This is a genomic window from Protofrankia coriariae, from assembly GCF_001017755.1.
In the GTDB taxonomy this organism is placed as follows: Bacteria; Actinomycetota; Actinomycetes; order Frankiales; family Frankiaceae; genus Protofrankia; species Protofrankia coriariae.
Genome location: NZ_JWIO01000008.1, coordinates 137,070 through 152,765, shown reverse-complemented (window position 1 = coordinate 152,765; position 15,696 = coordinate 137,070). Strand labels below are relative to the sequence as shown.

The following is a 15,696-nucleotide window of genomic DNA, read 5'->3' as shown; positions in this document are numbered from 1 at the left end:
GTGGCGGGCGAGCCGGGCCGGGACGTCGACCAGATGGGTGCGCAGGGTGGCGCTGCGGGCGCGGGCGTGGAAGACCGAGGTCAGGGTGCCGGCGGCGCGTAGCAGGTTGTGCGTGATCCCGGCGAGCGCGAGCCAGGCGGCGTTCGCGGTGAACACTCCGGAGGGTAGGTGGGCCAACGGGCCGTCGATCATGTCGGCGAGGACCTGTTCGACGATCGCGTGGTCGCGGTGCTGGCCTTCGGCCTGGGCCAGGGTGAACGGGCTGTCGGTGAACACCGTGTGGTAGCGCCAGGCGGTGAACAGCTCCCCCTGGCCAGCCGCCGCCTTGCGGTTGAGGTCTTTGACCCGGCGTACGACGAGGCGGCCGTCGGTGCGGTGTGCTCGGCTGGAGGCGAACGCGGTGTAGGGCACCTCGGCGATCTGCGCGTCCGAGATCCACTGGCCGGTCTGTTCGTCCCAGATCGCGCGGGGGTAGCGGATCGGTGTCCAGGCATCGTCGCCGATCGCGGCGACCGTCCGCGCGATCTTGCGGTCGAGCGGGGTGGTGATGGAGAAGTGGGCGCCGCCACGGCGGCNGCAGGCCGCCACGACCGCCCCGGAGTAGAACGCCGAGTCCATCCGCACGACCAGAGTTCCGGTGGCGCCGGTCTGGCGGGCGGTGGTGACGGTCTCGGCGACGAACGACGCCGCGCCGCGGGCGGAGCCGGCGTCGCCGCCGCGCAACCGTGTGGCGGCAACGACCGGTGCCGCGGTCGGGGTGGACAGTGTGCCGACCAGCGCGTTCAGCCCGCGGACCAGCAGCGATTTTCCTGCGATTTTGGTGTGGCCGAACGCGGCGCCCTGCTTGGCCGGGCCGTAGACCCGCCGCTGGCAGGAGTCGACGTCGACGAACGCCAGCACGTCGGCACCAGACAGCAACGGCGCCTGGGCGGCCAGACCCGCCAGCAGCAGCCGGTTGACCTTGCCCAGCTGGCGGACGTTGCCCCAGTCCAACGCCCGCAGGAACGACCCGAGTGTCGAAGGGGCGCGGACTCCGCCGAACAGGTCGCCCACCGCGCCGTGGCGCAGCAGTCCCATGTCCTCGATGGAGTCGGCGCCGGCAAGCATGCCAGCGACCAGGCACCCCACCTTCGCCGGGGCGTTGACGCCCTTGGGGTCGGCCGGTCGTAGGTGCTCGGTGACCAGCTCGGGCAGGCCGGCGCGTTCGCCCAGCCGCATCACCGGGACGAGTCCCGCGCAGGCGATCAGGTCAGGGTCGTCGAACCGGACGTGGGTCCTCGAGGCCACATGCAACAATCGCACGTGCGAAGTGCCCTCTCGATCGGGTGGACGGAAGCGTAGAGAACTCCCATCCTCCCAGCTCAGAGGGCACTTTCGCGTTTAAACCGGGCGCCAGACAGGCATATACGACGGTGCATCCAGGCTTAGGTGACGGTATACCTTGGTTTTGTCTGGCAAGTCGGCCTCGGCAAGAGCGGTTGTCATGTCACCAAGGGTTTCGATCAGGGTGATGATCTTGTCTCGGCTCATCTGCCGGTCGCTCGGCTACGCAAGCGGCGTCTGACCTGACGGTTATCTGAAACTGGTCAGACAGATGACGGACCCTGCCGCCTATCTCCCATGTGGTTAATCGGTCGACGAGGATAACGGCCATGGCGGAGCTCATCGGCGGCGTCGAGCACCGCACGATCACGATCGTCGACTACTCTCCGGCCTGGCCGGCCAGATTCGAGCAGGAACGGCGACGAATCCTCACAGCGCTGGGGGCCACGGCCGTGCGCGTCGACCACGTCGGTTCCACCTCGGTACGCGGACTCGCAGCCAAGCCGATCATCGACATCCAGCTCAGCGTCCCCGACATCGAGGACGAACAGCGCTACCTCCCACCGCTCACCGACGCCGGATACCTCCTGCGGGTCCGAGAACCCGGACACCGCATGGTCCGCACACCCGACCTCGACGTCCACGCGCACATCTGCTCCACCAGCAGCGGCTGGGAACGACGGCACCTGCTGTTCCGGGACTGGCTACGCCACAACACCGCGGACCGCACCGCCTATGAGATGCTCAAACGCGACCTCGCCTACCACGACTGGCCGGACATGAACGCCTACGCGGACGCAAAGAGCGCACTCATCACCGAGATCACAACCCGGGCGGAGGCATGGGCCGACGCTACCGGCTGGACGCCCCGCGCAACCTGACCCACTCATCTCCGCGGACGCCCGACACGAAGCGATCGCGAACAGGATTCCCCAGGCTTGGCGCCGCCGAGGATGTTCTTCTGCCACAGCTCGCCCAGCGAGTAGTCGTCCAGCCAGGCCGCGAGATCGGCCGGGTCGGGGCGGCGGAAGGCGGAGGCGCCATCCGCGCGGTCGCCGATGTCGCCGATGTCGCCGAGGTCGCCGAGGTCGCCGAGGTCGCCGAGGTCGCCGAGGTCGACGTGGTCGACGAGCGGGACGGACTGGGTGGCCACGACGATCTGGCTGGTCTGGCTGGCGGAGCGCAGCATGCCGGCGAGCTGGACCAGGGCGAACGGGTGCAGGCCGAGTTCCGGCTCATCCAGGATGATCAGCGGCTGTGGGTCGGGACGCAGCAGCAGCGTGGTCAGGCAGATGAAGCGCAGGGTGCCGTCGGACAGCGACTCGGGGCCGAAGGCCCCGTCCGTGCCGGTCTGCCGCCAGCGCAGCCGGACACCGGCGTGTTCCCCCACCAGCACGAAGTCCCGGAAGAACGGCGCGACCTGCCCGACAGCCCGCACGATCCGCCGGTAGGCCGGGGTGTCCTCGGTTGCCAGGCGTAGCAGGTAGGCCGCCAGGTTTCCCGCGTCGGGGGCGAGGATGAGGTTGTCCGCCGGGTCGGCGAACCGTTTCACCGGCGCGGTTCGGCTGGTGTCGTGGAAGTGGTACACCCGGCAGCCGTCCAGGATCTCCGCCACCCGGCCTGCCGTCGCCTGTTCGGCCTGGCCGCCGGTCTTCCGGTGCAGCAGCGTCTCCCGTGCCCGCGGCCCAGCAGCACCGTCCCGGCCGGCCCGGAGATCTCCTCCGCCTCGAAGACCAGCTCATCGCGTGCGCTGGGGACCAGCCGTGCCAGGTAGGAGTGTGGCGGTGCCTCCACCCGGACCGTGATCCCCGACGCGCCGGCCCGCGGGCCGCCGTGCAGCAGCGCTCCGGCACCGCCGCGCAGCCCGACGAACAGTTGCAGGTCCTCGTCGACGATTCGCCCCAGCAGCTCCAGCGCGGAGACGAAGTTGCTCTTGCCCGCCCCGTTCGGGCCGATCAGGACGTTCAGCCTGCCCAGCCGGACCCGCGTCGAGCGGATCGAGGTGTACCCCTCGACCGTCACCGCCGCAAGCCGACCTGCCGTCATGCGATCACTCTACGGCGGGCACCACCACGGGCGACGTCTGGCTGTGCATCCGGGCTGGCTGAGGAAGCGGAACGTGCGCCGTTCACCGGCCCACTCCCGCCCGACCCGCGAGAACGACCTCACCGGACTCGCGGGGCCAGGTGGGTCATCAGGGGGTCAGGTTCCACAGGGCGTCGAGAGGGAGGGCGCGGAGGCGGTCGCCGAAGGGCAGGGTTTGTTGGCCGGTGTAGAGGACGTAGCCGGCTACGAAGCGTGGGCCGAGCAGGTTCGCGAGGTGGCGCAGGCCGGCGAGGTCCTCGGTGCGGACGGTGGCGCCGGCTTTGACCTCGATCCCGACGACACGGCCGTCAGGGGTCTCCAGCAGCGCGTCCACCTCGACCTTGTCCTTTGTCCGGTAGTGGTAGAGGCGGGCGGGCTGCTCGTTCCAACTGAGTTGGCGGGCGAGTTCGGTGCGGACGAAGTTCTCGACCATCGGGCCGGCGGTGCCGTCGGGTTCCCCGAGCCGGGCCGCGTCCTGCCCCAGCAGATGGCAGGCTATGCCGCTGTCCACGTATGTCAGCTTCGGTGTGCCGACCGCCCGGTGGGTGTGGCCGGTGGACCAGGCCGGAACCAGCTTGATGAGAAAGACCGCGGACAGCAGGTCCAGGTAGCGGTTGAGAGTGGTTCTGGGGATGCCGGACTGCGACGCGAGCGCGCTGGGTACCAGCAGCCCGCCGGACCGGCTCGCGAGCAGGGCGAGCAGTTGGTGCAGTTCGCCGCGGCGCTGGATGGCGGACAGTTCGGTGACGTCCCGGGCGATGAGGGTGGACAGGTAGGAGTCGAAGAACGCCGCCCGGCGGCGGGGTGAGCGCCGCACCGCTTCGGGGTAGCCGCCGCGGACGATGCGTTCCAGGTAGTCGCGACGCCGCAGCGGTGAGCTGCGCCTGAGTTCGGGGCCGTGGGTGAAGGCCGCGTCGACGAAGCGGTCGGGCGTCCCATCGATCTCGCCCTGCGAGAACGGCCACAGTTCGATGGTCTCGATACGTCCGGGAAGCGCGTCCGGAAGGTCGCGTAGGGCGAGGATCTGGGCGGAGCCGGTCAGGAGGAAGCGGCCGGGCCGGGGGTCGGTGTCCACCGCTACCTTGATCACGCGGAACAGTTCGGGGGCGAGCTGGACCTCGTCGATGACCAGTAGCCCGTCATGATCGATGAAGCTCGTCGGGTCGTCGTGTGCGGCGCGCAGTGTGGCGGGGTCGTCGAGCAAGCGGATCAGTGGGTTGGCGGTAGCGGACGCCGCCAGCCGGGCGAGGGTGCTCTTGCCGGCCTGCCGCGCACCGTTGATCGCGACGACTCTGGTGTCTCCCAGTGCCTCCACGATGAGTGCTTCCGCCTTGCGCCTGACCAGCGCACCAGGTGCGTTCACAGCACCATTATGGTCATCTAGCCGTCATGATCGTGGACAGTTGGACGCTATGATTGTGGTCATCTGGTCGCATGGTCTGTGGACAGTTGGCCGCAGGAACCGTGGGCATCTGGATGCCTACTGCGTGGTCATCTGGCCGGATGGGTCGTGGTGAAATGGACGCCGGTACGTGGGCGGGTGGCCGTGCGCCGTGTGGGCGGTCGGCCGCTGGGATGCTTGATCGTGGCGGTGCCCCGACGGATCCGGGACGGTGCGGATTCGCCGCGGTGGCGGGCGGTGGGCGTGAATGTTCGCTCGGTCATGGCGCCGGCGGCCGGTAAGGTCGGTCGCGGTACGGGCGTCGTGATACGGGCGTGCGCGGGCACCTGAAGCAGCCACGGCAGGCCCAGGAACTACAGCGAACGGGCGGAACGGTCGATGAAGACGGCGATGCGGTCACACCTGTGCGGTGCGCTGCGCACGGAGCACATCGGTGCGACGGTTACGGTATGCGGCTGGGTGGCCCGCCGCCGCCAGCATGGTCAGTCGCTGATGTTCGTCGACCTGCGGGATCACTCCGGCCAGGTGCAGTGCGTGGTGGACGGCTCCGTCGACGTCCGCTCCGAGTACGTCGTCGCCGTCACCGCGACGGTGGCGGCCCGGCCCGAGGGGACGACGAACCCCAACCTGGCCACCGGCGAGATCGAGCTGCACGACTGCACGGTGACGGTCCTCTCCGCGGCGCTGCCGCCGCCGTTCCCGATCGACGAGCGGGCGGACTCGGTCGACGAGGCGACCCGGCTCACCTACCGCTATCTGGACCTGCGCCGCGAGCACATGCAGCGCAACCTGCGCACCCGCTCGGCGGTGCTGGCCGCGCTGCGCTCGGAGCTGGTACCGCGGGAGTTCGTCGAGGTCGAGACGCCGCTGCTGATGCCCTCCACGCCGGAGGGGGCGCGGGAGTTCGTCGTGCCGTCCCGGCAGTTCCCGGGCAGCTTTTACGCGCTGCCGCAGTCCCCGCAGCTGTTCAAGCAGCTGCTGATGGTCGGCGGCGCCGACCGTTACTTCCAGTTCGCCCGCTGCCTGCGTGACGAGGACCTGCGCGCCGACCGGCAGTACGAGTTCACCCAGCTCGACATCGAGATGAGCTTCGTCGACCAGGACGACGTCCTGGAGGTGATCTCCGCTGCCGTGCTGGCCGCCGCACGGGCCGTCACCGGCGGGCCGGTCGCGCCGATCGAGCGGATCACCTGGCACGAGGCCATGGACCGTTTCGGCGTGGACAAGCCCGACCTGCGTTTCGGCCTGGAGCTCGTCGAGCTGACCGGGGTCTTCACGGGCAGCGGCTTCCAGGCGTTCGCGGGGGCGCCGTCGGTGAAGGGCATCCGGGTGCCGGGCGGCTCGGCCACCCACAACCGCAAGGCGCTGGACGCGCTGACCGAGCGGGCCAAGCAGCTTGGCGCGAAGGGCCTGGTGTGGATGCGGGTCGGTGCCGGCGGGTCGCTGGAGTCACCGGTGGCGAAGTTCCTCTCCGCCGCCGAGCTGGCCGGGATCGTGAAGGCGACCGGCGGTGAGGACGGCGACCTGCTGCTGCTGGTCGCCGACGAGTGGGCGACGGTCTGCGAGGTGCTCGGCCAGCTCCGTAACGACCTCGGCCGCCCGCCGGCCGGCGAGGGCGAGTTCCGTTTCGTCTGGGTCACCGACTTCCCGCTGTTCGTCGGGGTCGACCCGCAGACCGGGCGGCCCAAGCCCGGCCACCACCCCTTCACCCGGCCGCATCCCGACGACCTCGACAAGCTCGAGACCGAGCCGCTGGCCGTGCGCAGCCGTGCCTACGACCTGGTGCTCAACGGCTGGGAGCTCGGCTCGGGATCTATCCGGATCCACGAGCCCGACCTGCAGCAGCGCATCTTCGCCACCCTGGGGATCTCGGCGGAGGAGGCCGACCGCCGGTTCGGTTTCTTCCTGACGCCGTTCTCCTACGGGGCCCCGCCGCACGGCGGTTTCGCCGTCGGTATCGACCGGCTGGTGGCGATCCTGGCCGGCGAGGACAACATCCGCGAGGTCATCGCCTTCCCGAAAACCCAGTCCGGACTCGACCCGATGACCGGCGCACCGACCCCGATCGACGCCCGGCAGGTGCGTGAGCTGGGCATCCGGGTACTACCGACAGCGTAAACGCCTGCCACCTTCACCTGCCACCGCACGCGAATTCCCCTACCTGGCAGGCACGACCGGGTGAAACCGCCTCCGGCGGCGTCCCGGCCGTTTTACGGTTACCTGGCCGCATCACGCGTCGTGTCGTGGGTATGACCGGTGAATCCGCCCCGGACGGGCATCGGGGCCGGCTGGTTCGGCTTCGGGCGGGTTGGTCGTGGATCACGCGCCGGATACGACAGGAGGCCCGGGAATGCAGATACCGTTCTCGCCGTCACCGACGTCCAGTCTCGGTGTCGAGTGGGAGTTGGCGTTGGTCGACCGTCGTACCCGTCAGCTTCGCGGGGCGGCGACAGCCATCCTCGACGAGTATCAGGCCAAGATCGGTGAACATGCCGAACAGCGTGCCAAACACGAGTTGTTCGAGTCGGTCATCGAGGTTGTCACCGGGGTCTGCGACACGGTCGCCGACGCCAAGGCCGACCTGGCCGTGACCGTCGGTCTCATCGAGGATCTGGCCGCGTCGCGCGGGCTTGCCCTGATGTGCAGCGGTACCCACCCGATCACCAGCTATGCGGACCAGCAGATCAGCCCCGATCCGCGCTACCGCTCCATCCTGGAACGCATGCAGTGGGTCGCCCGACGCCTGCTGATTTTCGGCGTGCACGTACATGTCGGTGTTCCCGCGCAGGACAGGGCGATTCCCGTTGTGAACGCACTCGTCGGCTACATCCCGCATTTCCTCGCGTTGTCGGCGTCCTCGCCGTTCTGGCTGGGTCTGGACACGGGGCTGGCGTCGTCGCGCTCGAAGGTGTTCGAGAGCCTGCCCACCGCCGGCCTGCCGTACCTTCTGTCGGACTGGGAGCAGTTCGAGCGGTTCATGGGGACGCTGGTGTCGTCCGGGACGGTGGAGACCATCCGTGAGGTGTGGTGGGACGTCCGGCCACACCCGGACTTCGGCACGGTGGAGCTGCGTATCTGTGACGGTCTGCCGACCCTGCTGGAGGTCGGGGCGATCGCCGCGCTGACCCAGTGCCTGGTCGACCGGATGAACACCCGGCTCGACCAGGGCTACCAGCTGCCGACACCGCAGCGCTGGGTGGTGCAGGAGAACAAGTGGCGGGCCGCCCGGTACGGTCTGGACGCCGAGATCCTGCTCGACGAGCGGGGCACCACCCGTCGTGTCCGGGACGAGATCGCCGCTCTCGTCGACGATCTGCTGCCCGTCGCGCGGCGGCTGGAATGCGTCGACGAGCTCACCGACGTCCTGCACGTTCTTCAGGTCGGCTCGAGCTGCGATCGCCAGCGTGCGGCGGCGCAACGGGCCGACGGGGATCTCTCCGCGGTGGTCGATGTCCTTCTTCGGGAGATGAAGTCCCGCCGGCCTCTTTAGCGGGGAACGGCCGGTATGGCTCCCTGCGGTATGACTTTTCGGTGGTATGGCCCCGTGCCGTGGGTCCGCTGATGGTGGAGCTGCTGGCGGTATGGCTGCCGGTGGCGTGGGCGACAGCTTCGGTGCGTTGGCTGGCCAAAGGGTGTACGGTCATGCTTCTTTTCCGGTCCCCGTGGATCCCGAGAACTCCGAAGACCTTCAGGACCGGAAGACCCGCGGATCCACGGATCCACGGATCCGAAGGCGCGGAGGAGCGCGAGGGTGCTCCCCGCGCGGGGTGACGTGGGGAAGCCGGGGGCGCGGTCGACGGTGACAGCGGGGGTTGCCGGGCGGCCGCGTCCGGGGCGCGGCGGGGGCGGAGTACCGTGGTTGACGGGGGTGAGCGGCGATGGTGCTCTCACCTGCGGCGGTGCGATTTTGTGGTGTGGCTCTCGGCGTCCCCTGGGGATTGCGAGTCGATCCGCCGGAAATCCGGGGATGGTGTGTCGGCGTCCGTCGTGTTCCGGTTGCCGCGTCGCCGCGGTTGTCGAGCCGCCTGGGCGTCTCGTCGCACAGTAGGTCGCGCAGTAGCATTTGGTGATCGTTTGATATCGGGAGAGTAGGGGTCTGACTTGCAGGGGGCCGAGGCTTTTCGGTGTCGATGGCTCGTGAGCCAAGGTGGGGGCAGTAGGCAGGTGGCCGTGCGGTGAAGGTGGAGAACTTCGTCGCGGCCTGGCTTGCGGAAAATGAGAAAGATCTGGTGGATGTCCGCCGCGACATCCACGCGCATCCCGAGCTGGCCTGGCAGGAGCTGCGGACGACCGAACTGATTGCGGAATCACTGAACAGTTCCGGTCTTAAGCCGCGGGTGATGTCCTCGGGCACCGGCCTGTGGTGCGATGTCGGTACCGGTTCCGGCCCGGTTGTCATGGTCCGTGCGGACATCGACGCGCTGCCGTTGCAGGACGAAAAAGACCTCCCCTATTCCTCCTGCGTGTCAGGGGTGAGCCATGCCTGCGGGCACGACGTCCACAGCGCGATCGTGCTCGGGGTCGGCAGGGCACTGGCGGCGTTCGACGAGCGTTACCCGCTGCCTGGCACCATCCGACTGGTGTTCCAGCCCGCGGAGGAGGTCATGCCCGGCGGCGCGCTCGAGCTGATCCGTGAGGGTGTGCTGGATTCGGTGTCCACGGCGATAGCCGTCCACTGCGACCCGGCGCTCGAAGTCGGGCGGGTGGGTATCCGCGGCGGCCCGATCACGGCCGCGACGGACTACATCGAGGTCCGGTTGCAGGGCCCTGGCGGGCACACCTCGCGTCCGCAGAACACCGTGGATCTGGTGTACACGTTGGCGCAGGTGGTGACGGGGCTGCCCGCGGCGCTGTCGCGAACGGTCGATCCCCGGGCGGCGGCGTGCCTGGTCTGGGGGCAGATCGAGGCGGGCAGCGTCCCGAACGCCATTCCCCGTGACGGCCTGCTGCGGGGCACGCTGCGGCTCTTCGACGAAGAGATCTGGAAACGGGCCCCGGCGATGGTCGAACGGCTGGTCGCGCAGCTCGTGGCGCCGTTCGGCGCCACCGCGACGATCGAGCACCGGCAGGACATCCCACCTGTGATCAACTCTGTGGACATCACCGAGGTGCTTCGCCGGGCGACCGTGGCGGCGATCGGTGAGCACGCCGTCGCGCCCACCGGCCAGTCCCTGGGCGGTGAGGACTTCGCCTGGTATCTCCAGCGGGTGCCGGGAGCGCTCGCGCGGCTGGGTACCCGCAGCCCCGACGGCCCCGTCTACGACCTTCATCAGGGCCGGTTCGACGTGGACGAGAAGGCCATCGGTATCGGCGTCCGACTGCTGGCGACCACCGCGGTCGATCTCGCGTCGGCCGCCGCGGCCGGGGAGTGACGGCGAGCAGCCGTCGAAAAACCGAGACGACGGGGCCCTGGCCGTAAGCCAGGGCCCCGCGGGCGGGTCTACCTGGAGCATCGGGTCTACCGGGGGCTGGGCACCTCGAGGTCGGCCTCGGGCCGGGAGCGAGGTTCCGGAACGGCCGGCCGTGCGTGCGACGTCTCGATCCGCAGCAGCTTCGCGACCCCGTCCGGCAGGTACCAGTTCCAGCTGCCGAACAGGGAGACCAGTGCCGGCACCAGGAGCATCCGGACGACCGTCGCGTCCAGCAGGATGCCGAAGCCGAGCGCGGTCGCGAACAGTTTGATGTCGGTCTGCGGCCCGCTCGACAGTGACAGGAACGACAGGAACAGGATCAGGGCGGCCGACGTGACCAGCCGCCCAGTGCGGCCGACGCCTTCGATGACGGCGGCGTGGGTGTCGCCGCGGGCGTCGTACTCCTCACGGATGCGGGCGAGGATGAACACCTCGTAGTCCATGGACAGGCCGAAGAGGAACGCGAAGACCATCAGCGGCAGCCAGAAGGTGATGGCGCCGGTGGCCTCGATGCCGTAGATCTCCTCGGAGCCGTAGCCGTGCTGCCAGAACAGCACCACGCCCCCGAACGTCGCCCCCAGCGAGACGAGGTTGAGCACCACCGCCTTCAGGGGCAGCAGCAGCGAGCGGAAGGCCCGCACCAGCAGGATGTAGGTGACGATGACGATCAGAGCCAGGGCCCAGGGGAACACCCCGTAGACGCCGTGCAGGTAGTCCAGCTGCAACGCGCCTATCCCGGTCACACCGATGACGCCGGGCACGTCGTGCAGCGCGGAGCGAATGTTGCGGATCGGGTCGATGCTGCTGCCGCCCGCGGTCTCCCTGTCCGGCACAGCAATGATCAGCGAGGTGCCGTCCCGGTTTGCGTCGGTACCGCTCGGAAGGGTCGCGGTGACCACGCCGTCCACGGCCCGGACACGTTGCGCCACGTCGTCCGCCGCGGATGACTGGACCAGGATCTCGGCCGGGGTGAGGACGCCCTTCGGGGCGCCGCCGTCCTCGAGGAGCTTTATCGCCTCGTAGGCGGGGCCGTTCTTGGCCAGCGACCCGGACTGCGCCGTGCCGATCTGGATCCCGAAGAAGGGGATGATCAGCGCGGTGAGGATGGCGATACCGACGCCGGCGGCGATCCAGCGGCGGCGCACCACCAGCGAGGCCCATCTCGTCCAGAACCGGCTCGCGGTGTTCTCGTGCCGGACACGCGGCCAGTCGACCCGCGGGCCGATGCCGCCGAGCAGGGCGGGCAGCAGAGTGGTCGTGACCGCCACGCTGATCAGTGGGATGAGCATGCCGCCGTAGCCGATGGAGCGCAGGAAGGGCACCGGGATGACGACCATCGCGACCAGGCCGATGGCCACGGTCAGGCCGCTGAACACCACGGCGTGACCGGCGAACTGCATCGAGGCCACCACGGCGTCGTGGTTGTCCCGGCCGTGCGCGCGTTCCTCCCGCCAACGGGTGACGATCAGCAGCGAGTAGTCGATGGCGACACCGAGGCCGATCAGGGATACGAGGAACTGCACCAGGAACGACACGTCCACGAAGACGGTCAGTCCCAGCAGGACGAGAAAGGTCGACAGGATCGCCACCGCGGCGATGAGCAGCGGTAGCAGCGCGAGCAGCGAGGCGAAGACGAAGGCGAGGACGGCCAGCGCGCCGAGCCCGGCGAGCAGGGTTTCGACCAGCACCCCCGGGCCGGAGTCGTTGGCGCCGTTGGTCGCGAGCTCGTCCAGACCGGTGACGGTGCCGGTGAGCCCGGCCGGGGAGTGCGCGGCGAGCGACTTCTTCAGCGCCTCCGCGGTCTCGGAGGTGAAACTGGTCTGCCGCGGGTAGAAGGCGTATGCGAACTGGGCGCGGCCGTCGTCGGTGACGAAGATGTCGTCGCCGGTTTCCGCTCTGCCGATGACCCGAATGCCGGGCACGTCTTTCTTGACCGCGGCGAACGCGGTCGTCACCTGCTGGTCGGTGGCCTGCCCGCCGGGCTGGGCCGACAGCGACAGGATGATCGGTGCGCCCTGGTCATCCGTATGGTAGATGGCGAGGACCTTCTTGGCCGTCTCGTAGCCGGGCTGGCCGGGCAGCGAGAAGTCGAAGGTCAGCCGGTCGGCTGTGATACCGGCGGTGGCGCCTCCCACCAGGAAGGCTGCGATCCAGAAAGAGATCACAAGCCGGCGGTGCCGGAGGCACCAGCGCGCGAGCGCCGACATCGGCGTCCCCTCACTCGTTAAGATGATCTGTGCTCCTGCATACTGACCTCCGCAACGGTACCACTGTCGATTGTGAACCCAGTAATGGTTTGTCTTATGGGTGACACGCCTGCGGTGAACGCTGACCGTGACATCACGATGCCTTTGCGGGAGCGGGTTTTCTATGCATTTGCCCGTTTCGGCCCTGCCTGGGTGCGCTATCTACACGCGTCCGTAGGGCTCGGTGGTCTCAGCCCGGCCGGCGTCCGGCTGCTGTCGGCGCTGCGCCACCATCCGCGGCCGCCCATCATGCGCGATCTCGTTCAGGACCTCGGCACCACGGCCCGGGCCGTGACCGGGCTCGTGGACACCCTCGAGCACGACGGTCTGGTCCGCCGTACCCGGCACCCGCGCGACCGCCGGGCGATACTCATCACCCTGACCAGCAAGGGTGAACAGGTGGTGGACCGCGTCGGGCAGGAGCATGTCGAGCGGGCGTCGGCGCTGTTCGACGTGCTGTCCGAGCGGGACCAGGCCGATCTCGTCCGGATCCTCGGCGTGCTGGGGGACGAGCTGGCCACGCGAGGGCAGGCTGTCCAGCCCCGAGGACTCGGTTGCGGGCCTGGCGTCGGTGAGAGCAGCTAAGACCGCGGGCGGGAGGCAGCTGGAGCTGCCGCCGCGATGGCGGCCCGGGGCGGGCCGGGGGCGGGCCGNNNGGGGCGGGCCGGGGGCGGGCCGCAACGTGGCGTGTGGACCGCCGGCACCGGCAGAGGCCACGCGACGGAGAGCGTGACCGGGGCGTCAGGCGGTGGGGCGGTTGCGCAGATCGGCCACGTAGTCGGACGGCGCGCCGGCCCGCTCGGCCGCGTCGGCCATGATGGCCACGTACCGTTTGGACGGCAGCCCGCCCTCGTAGGCGTCCAGCACGTACGTCCAGGCCAGCGTCTCGCCGTCCAGGGTGAAGATCCGCACGCGGATGCGGGTGTAGAGGCCGGCGTCCACACCCTCCCAGACGTCGAGCTGCCTGAGGTCGCGCTTGGCGACGTCGTAGAGCATCACGTACACCCGGGAGCCGGGTGACTCGACGATGGTGGCCAGCGCGCCTTCCCAGCCGACGTCCTCGCCGCCGAAGGTGAGCCGCCAGTTGCGGATCCAGCCGGTCCCGATGACGGGGGCGTGGGGTGCGCGTTCCTTCATCTGAGCCGGGTCGAGGTTGCTGCCGTAGGCGGCATACAAGGTCATCGTGTGCGTCCTTCACCGGACCGGGCGCCGAGGTCGTGGCCGCGGCGGCAAAGAACTACCTGGAGGATCTTCACTGGTCCCTACCCGTACCCACTTCCTCCCCCCGCGGGCGCGGACGCGCCGCGCGGGGAACCCTCGGCCACTTCCGGCCGACCTCGCGGACCGTATATCTGCCCGGACCCGTCCGATGTGCCACGATCGATCCGAGCACGATCCGACCACAACTACCTGGGCGGCCGTGGGATCCTGATCGCGACGTCCGTGGACCCGACTTCGTGTGACAACGCGGACCGTAACCACGTCGCGGTGGCAGACGGTCTCCCGCGGGGCACCGCGGATCCGGTCGTCGATGTTCGACAGCTACGCGAAAGACAGTGTAGACCCCGACCATCCCGGATCCCGACCATCCCGGACCTTGGCCGTCGGTGTCCCGGTCCGCCCGATGCCGGCCCGGCGGGGGAGCGTCCGCGCACGTCGGCCGAGTGACTGTTCATGCGATGGTTGCTCACACATCGGACAAGGCAAGATAGCTGGTGGGAATCCCACCCACCGAAGGGAGCGCGCAGGTGCCGCGAATCGTCATTCTCGGAGGCGGACCCGGAGGGTACGAGGCGGCTCTTGTCGGGGCTGAGCTTGGGGCGTTCGTCACGCTCATCGATTCGGACGGGGTGGGTGGTGCGTGCGTCCTCACCGACTGTGTCCCGTCCAAGGCGCTGATCGCCACGTCGGCCGCGATGACGGAGCTGGCCGCGGCGCCGTCCCTGGGAGTCCGGCTGCGTGACGGTGGGCACGTCCTGCCGGAGGCGGGCTGGGACGCCGGGGCGGCGCCCGGCCCGGGGCTGCCGCCCGGCATCGGTGTGGACATCGAGCGGGTCCACGCCCGGGTGCGGGGGCTTGCCGCGGCGCAGTCCCGCGACATCGAGACCCGGTTGGAGAAGGAGGCCGTCCGGGTGGTGCACGCCCGCGGCCGGCTGGTCGGCCCGCACGCCGTCGAGGTCGCCTCCGGGGAGGCGTTCTTCGGCGACATCATCCTGATCGCGACCGGAGCGTCACCGAGAGTTCTTCCGAACATCGAACCGGACGGTGAGAGAATTCTCACCTGGCGCCATATCTATGATCTTCGGGAGCTGCCCGAGCATCTGATCGTTGTCGGCTCCGGTGTCACCGGCGCCGAGTTCGCCAGCGCCTATCAGGCGCTCGGTGCGAACGTGACGCTCGTCTCCTCCCGGGACCGGGTGCTGCCCGGGGAGGACCCGGACGCCGCCAAGGTGCTCGAGGAGGTCTTCCAGCGCCGCGGGGTGACCGTGCTCAGCCGGGCCCGGGCCGAGGCCGCCCGCCGGGTCGGTGACAGCGTCGAGGTCGATCTCGCGGACGGCCGGACCATCACCGGCAGTCACGTCCTGATGGCCGTCGGGTCGGTGCCGCGGACGTCGGACATCGGGCTTGCCGAGGTCGGGGTACGCCGCAGCCCGACCGGCCACATCGAGGTCGACCGGATGTCGAGAACGTCGGTGCCGGGGGTGTACGCCGCCGGCGACTGCACCGGGGTGCTGCCGCTGGCGTCCGTCGCCGCGATGCAGGGCCGGATCGCCATGTGGCACGCGCTCGGCGAGGCGGTCACGCCGCTGCGGCTGGGCACCGTGTCGTCCAACATCTTCACCGAGCCGGAGATCGCGACGGTCGGCATCTCACAGAAAATGATCGAGTCGGGCGCGGTGGCGGCGCAGACGACGATCCTCCCGCTGGCGCGCAACCCGCGCGCGAAGATGCAGGGCATCACCGACGGTTTCGTGAAGCTGTTCTGCCGGCCGGGCAGCGGCAGCGTCCTCGGCGGGGTGATCGTGGCACCGCGGGCGTCAGAGATGATCTTTCCGGTTTCGCTGGCGGTGGCCAACGGTCTCACCGTCGATCAGGTGGCCCACACCTTCACGATCTACCCGTCGGTGTCCGGCTCGTTGACCGAGGCAGCCCGCATCGCCATGCCCCGGGACCTGTTCGCGAGCTTCTGACCAGCGCCAGCCGCGGTTGACAGTCGCGGCTGGCAGCC

Annotated in this window: 12 protein-coding genes; 6 read left to right on the top strand and 6 right to left on the bottom strand. The window is 69.5% G+C overall.

Going from position 1 to position 15,696, the window contains the following annotated elements; genetic code table 11:
* Window positions 1-1,287 (bottom strand): IS1380 family transposase (locus tag FrCorBMG51_RS07525; RefSeq protein ID WP_200902364.1); only part of this gene is annotated, 1,287 nt, incomplete at its 3' end.
* 365 nt (window positions 1,288-1,652) lie between these two features.
* On the opposite strand from FrCorBMG51_RS07525, the gene FrCorBMG51_RS07520 reads away from it, so the two are divergent.
* Window positions 1,653-2,204 (top strand): GrpB family protein, encoded by a 552-nt coding sequence (locus tag FrCorBMG51_RS07520; RefSeq protein ID WP_047222351.1) that lies wholly within the window; start codon window positions 1,653-1,655, stop codon window positions 2,202-2,204.
* A gap of 5 nt (window positions 2,205-2,209) precedes the next feature.
* On the opposite strand, the gene FrCorBMG51_RS29430 is transcribed toward FrCorBMG51_RS07520, so the two are convergent.
* From FrCorBMG51_RS29430 to FrCorBMG51_RS07510, 3 genes are all read right to left on the bottom strand, one after another.
* Window positions 2,210-2,938, bottom strand: a complete 729-nt coding sequence (locus tag FrCorBMG51_RS29430; RefSeq protein ID WP_200902363.1) for an AAA family ATPase — start codon at window positions 2,936-2,938, stop codon at window positions 2,210-2,212.
* Window positions 2,872-3,369, bottom strand: coding sequence for an AAA family ATPase (locus FrCorBMG51_RS29425; RefSeq protein WP_200902362.1), 498 nt, complete (start codon window positions 3,367-3,369; stop codon window positions 2,872-2,874). The genes FrCorBMG51_RS29430 and FrCorBMG51_RS29425 overlap by 67 nt, the downstream gene beginning before the upstream one ends.
* A 148-nt stretch (window positions 3,370-3,517) precedes the next feature.
* Entirely contained in the window at window positions 3,518-4,771 is a 1,254-nt protein-coding gene (locus tag FrCorBMG51_RS07510) for an ATP-binding protein (RefSeq protein ID WP_200902361.1), read from the bottom strand.
* 417 nt (window positions 4,772-5,188) lie between these two features.
* Between FrCorBMG51_RS07510 and aspS the strand changes: the two genes are divergently transcribed.
* From aspS to FrCorBMG51_RS07495, 3 genes are all read left to right on the top strand, one after another.
* Window positions 5,189-6,928, top strand: a complete 1,740-nt coding sequence (gene aspS, locus FrCorBMG51_RS07505; protein ID WP_047222350.1) for an aspartate--tRNA ligase — start codon at window positions 5,189-5,191, stop codon at window positions 6,926-6,928.
* Between the two features lie 232 nt (window positions 6,929-7,160).
* Window positions 7,161-8,300 (top strand): glutamate--cysteine ligase, encoded by a 1,140-nt coding sequence (locus FrCorBMG51_RS07500; RefSeq protein ID WP_047222349.1) that lies wholly within the window; start codon window positions 7,161-7,163, stop codon window positions 8,298-8,300.
* A gap of 685 nt (window positions 8,301-8,985) precedes the next feature.
* The gene (locus FrCorBMG51_RS07495) at window positions 8,986-10,182 is read left to right on the top strand and encodes an amidohydrolase (RefSeq protein ID WP_047222348.1); all 1,197 of its coding nucleotides are present in this window, start codon (window positions 8,986-8,988) and stop codon (window positions 10,180-10,182) included.
* Window positions 10,183-10,268: 86 nt separating this feature from the next.
* Here the strand turns inward: FrCorBMG51_RS07495 and FrCorBMG51_RS07490 are convergent, their stop codons facing one another.
* Window positions 10,269-12,386, bottom strand: coding sequence for an MMPL family transporter (locus FrCorBMG51_RS07490; protein WP_235433401.1), 2,118 nt, complete (start codon window positions 12,384-12,386; stop codon window positions 10,269-10,271).
* Between the two features lie 138 nt (window positions 12,387-12,524).
* Here FrCorBMG51_RS07490 and FrCorBMG51_RS07485 point away from each other — a divergent pair, with 138 nt between their 5' ends.
* The gene (locus FrCorBMG51_RS07485) at window positions 12,525-13,052 is read left to right on the top strand and encodes a MarR family winged helix-turn-helix transcriptional regulator (protein WP_052914451.1); all 528 of its coding nucleotides are present in this window, start codon (window positions 12,525-12,527) and stop codon (window positions 13,050-13,052) included.
* Between the two features lie 156 nt (window positions 13,053-13,208).
* Here the strand turns inward: FrCorBMG51_RS07485 and FrCorBMG51_RS07480 are convergent, their stop codons facing one another.
* Window positions 13,209-13,649, bottom strand: coding sequence for a gamma-glutamylcyclotransferase family protein (locus FrCorBMG51_RS07480; RefSeq protein WP_047222346.1), 441 nt, complete (start codon window positions 13,647-13,649; stop codon window positions 13,209-13,211).
* Window positions 13,650-14,215: 566 nt separating this feature from the next.
* Between FrCorBMG51_RS07480 and FrCorBMG51_RS07475 the strand changes: the two genes are divergently transcribed.
* A complete protein-coding gene (locus FrCorBMG51_RS07475; protein WP_047222345.1) occupies window positions 14,216-15,658 on the top strand; it encodes an NAD(P)H-quinone dehydrogenase in 1,443 nt (480 codons plus the stop codon).
* Window positions 15,659-15,696: the final 38 nt, after the last annotated feature.

What these genes read in the sequence shown, in the direction of transcription:
- FrCorBMG51_RS07520 (WP_047222351.1), top strand. Translation starts at nt 1,653, where the DNA reads ATGGCGGAGCTCATCGGCGGCGTCGAGCACCGCACGATCACGATCGTC.
- FrCorBMG51_RS29425 (WP_200902362.1), bottom strand. Translation starts at nt 3,369, where the DNA reads ATGACGGCAGGTCGGCTTGCGGCGGTGACGGTCGAGGGGTACACCTCG.
- aspS (WP_047222350.1), top strand. Translation starts at nt 5,189, where the DNA reads ATGAAGACGGCGATGCGGTCACACCTGTGCGGTGCGCTGCGCACGGAG.
- FrCorBMG51_RS07500 (WP_047222349.1), top strand. Translation starts at nt 7,161, where the DNA reads ATGCAGATACCGTTCTCGCCGTCACCGACGTCCAGTCTCGGTGTCGAG.
- FrCorBMG51_RS07485 (WP_052914451.1), top strand. Translation starts at nt 12,525, where the DNA reads ATGGGTGACACGCCTGCGGTGAACGCTGACCGTGACATCACGATGCCT.
- FrCorBMG51_RS07480 (WP_047222346.1), bottom strand. Translation starts at nt 13,649, where the DNA reads ATGACCTTGTATGCCGCCTACGGCAGCAACCTCGACCCGGCTCAGATG.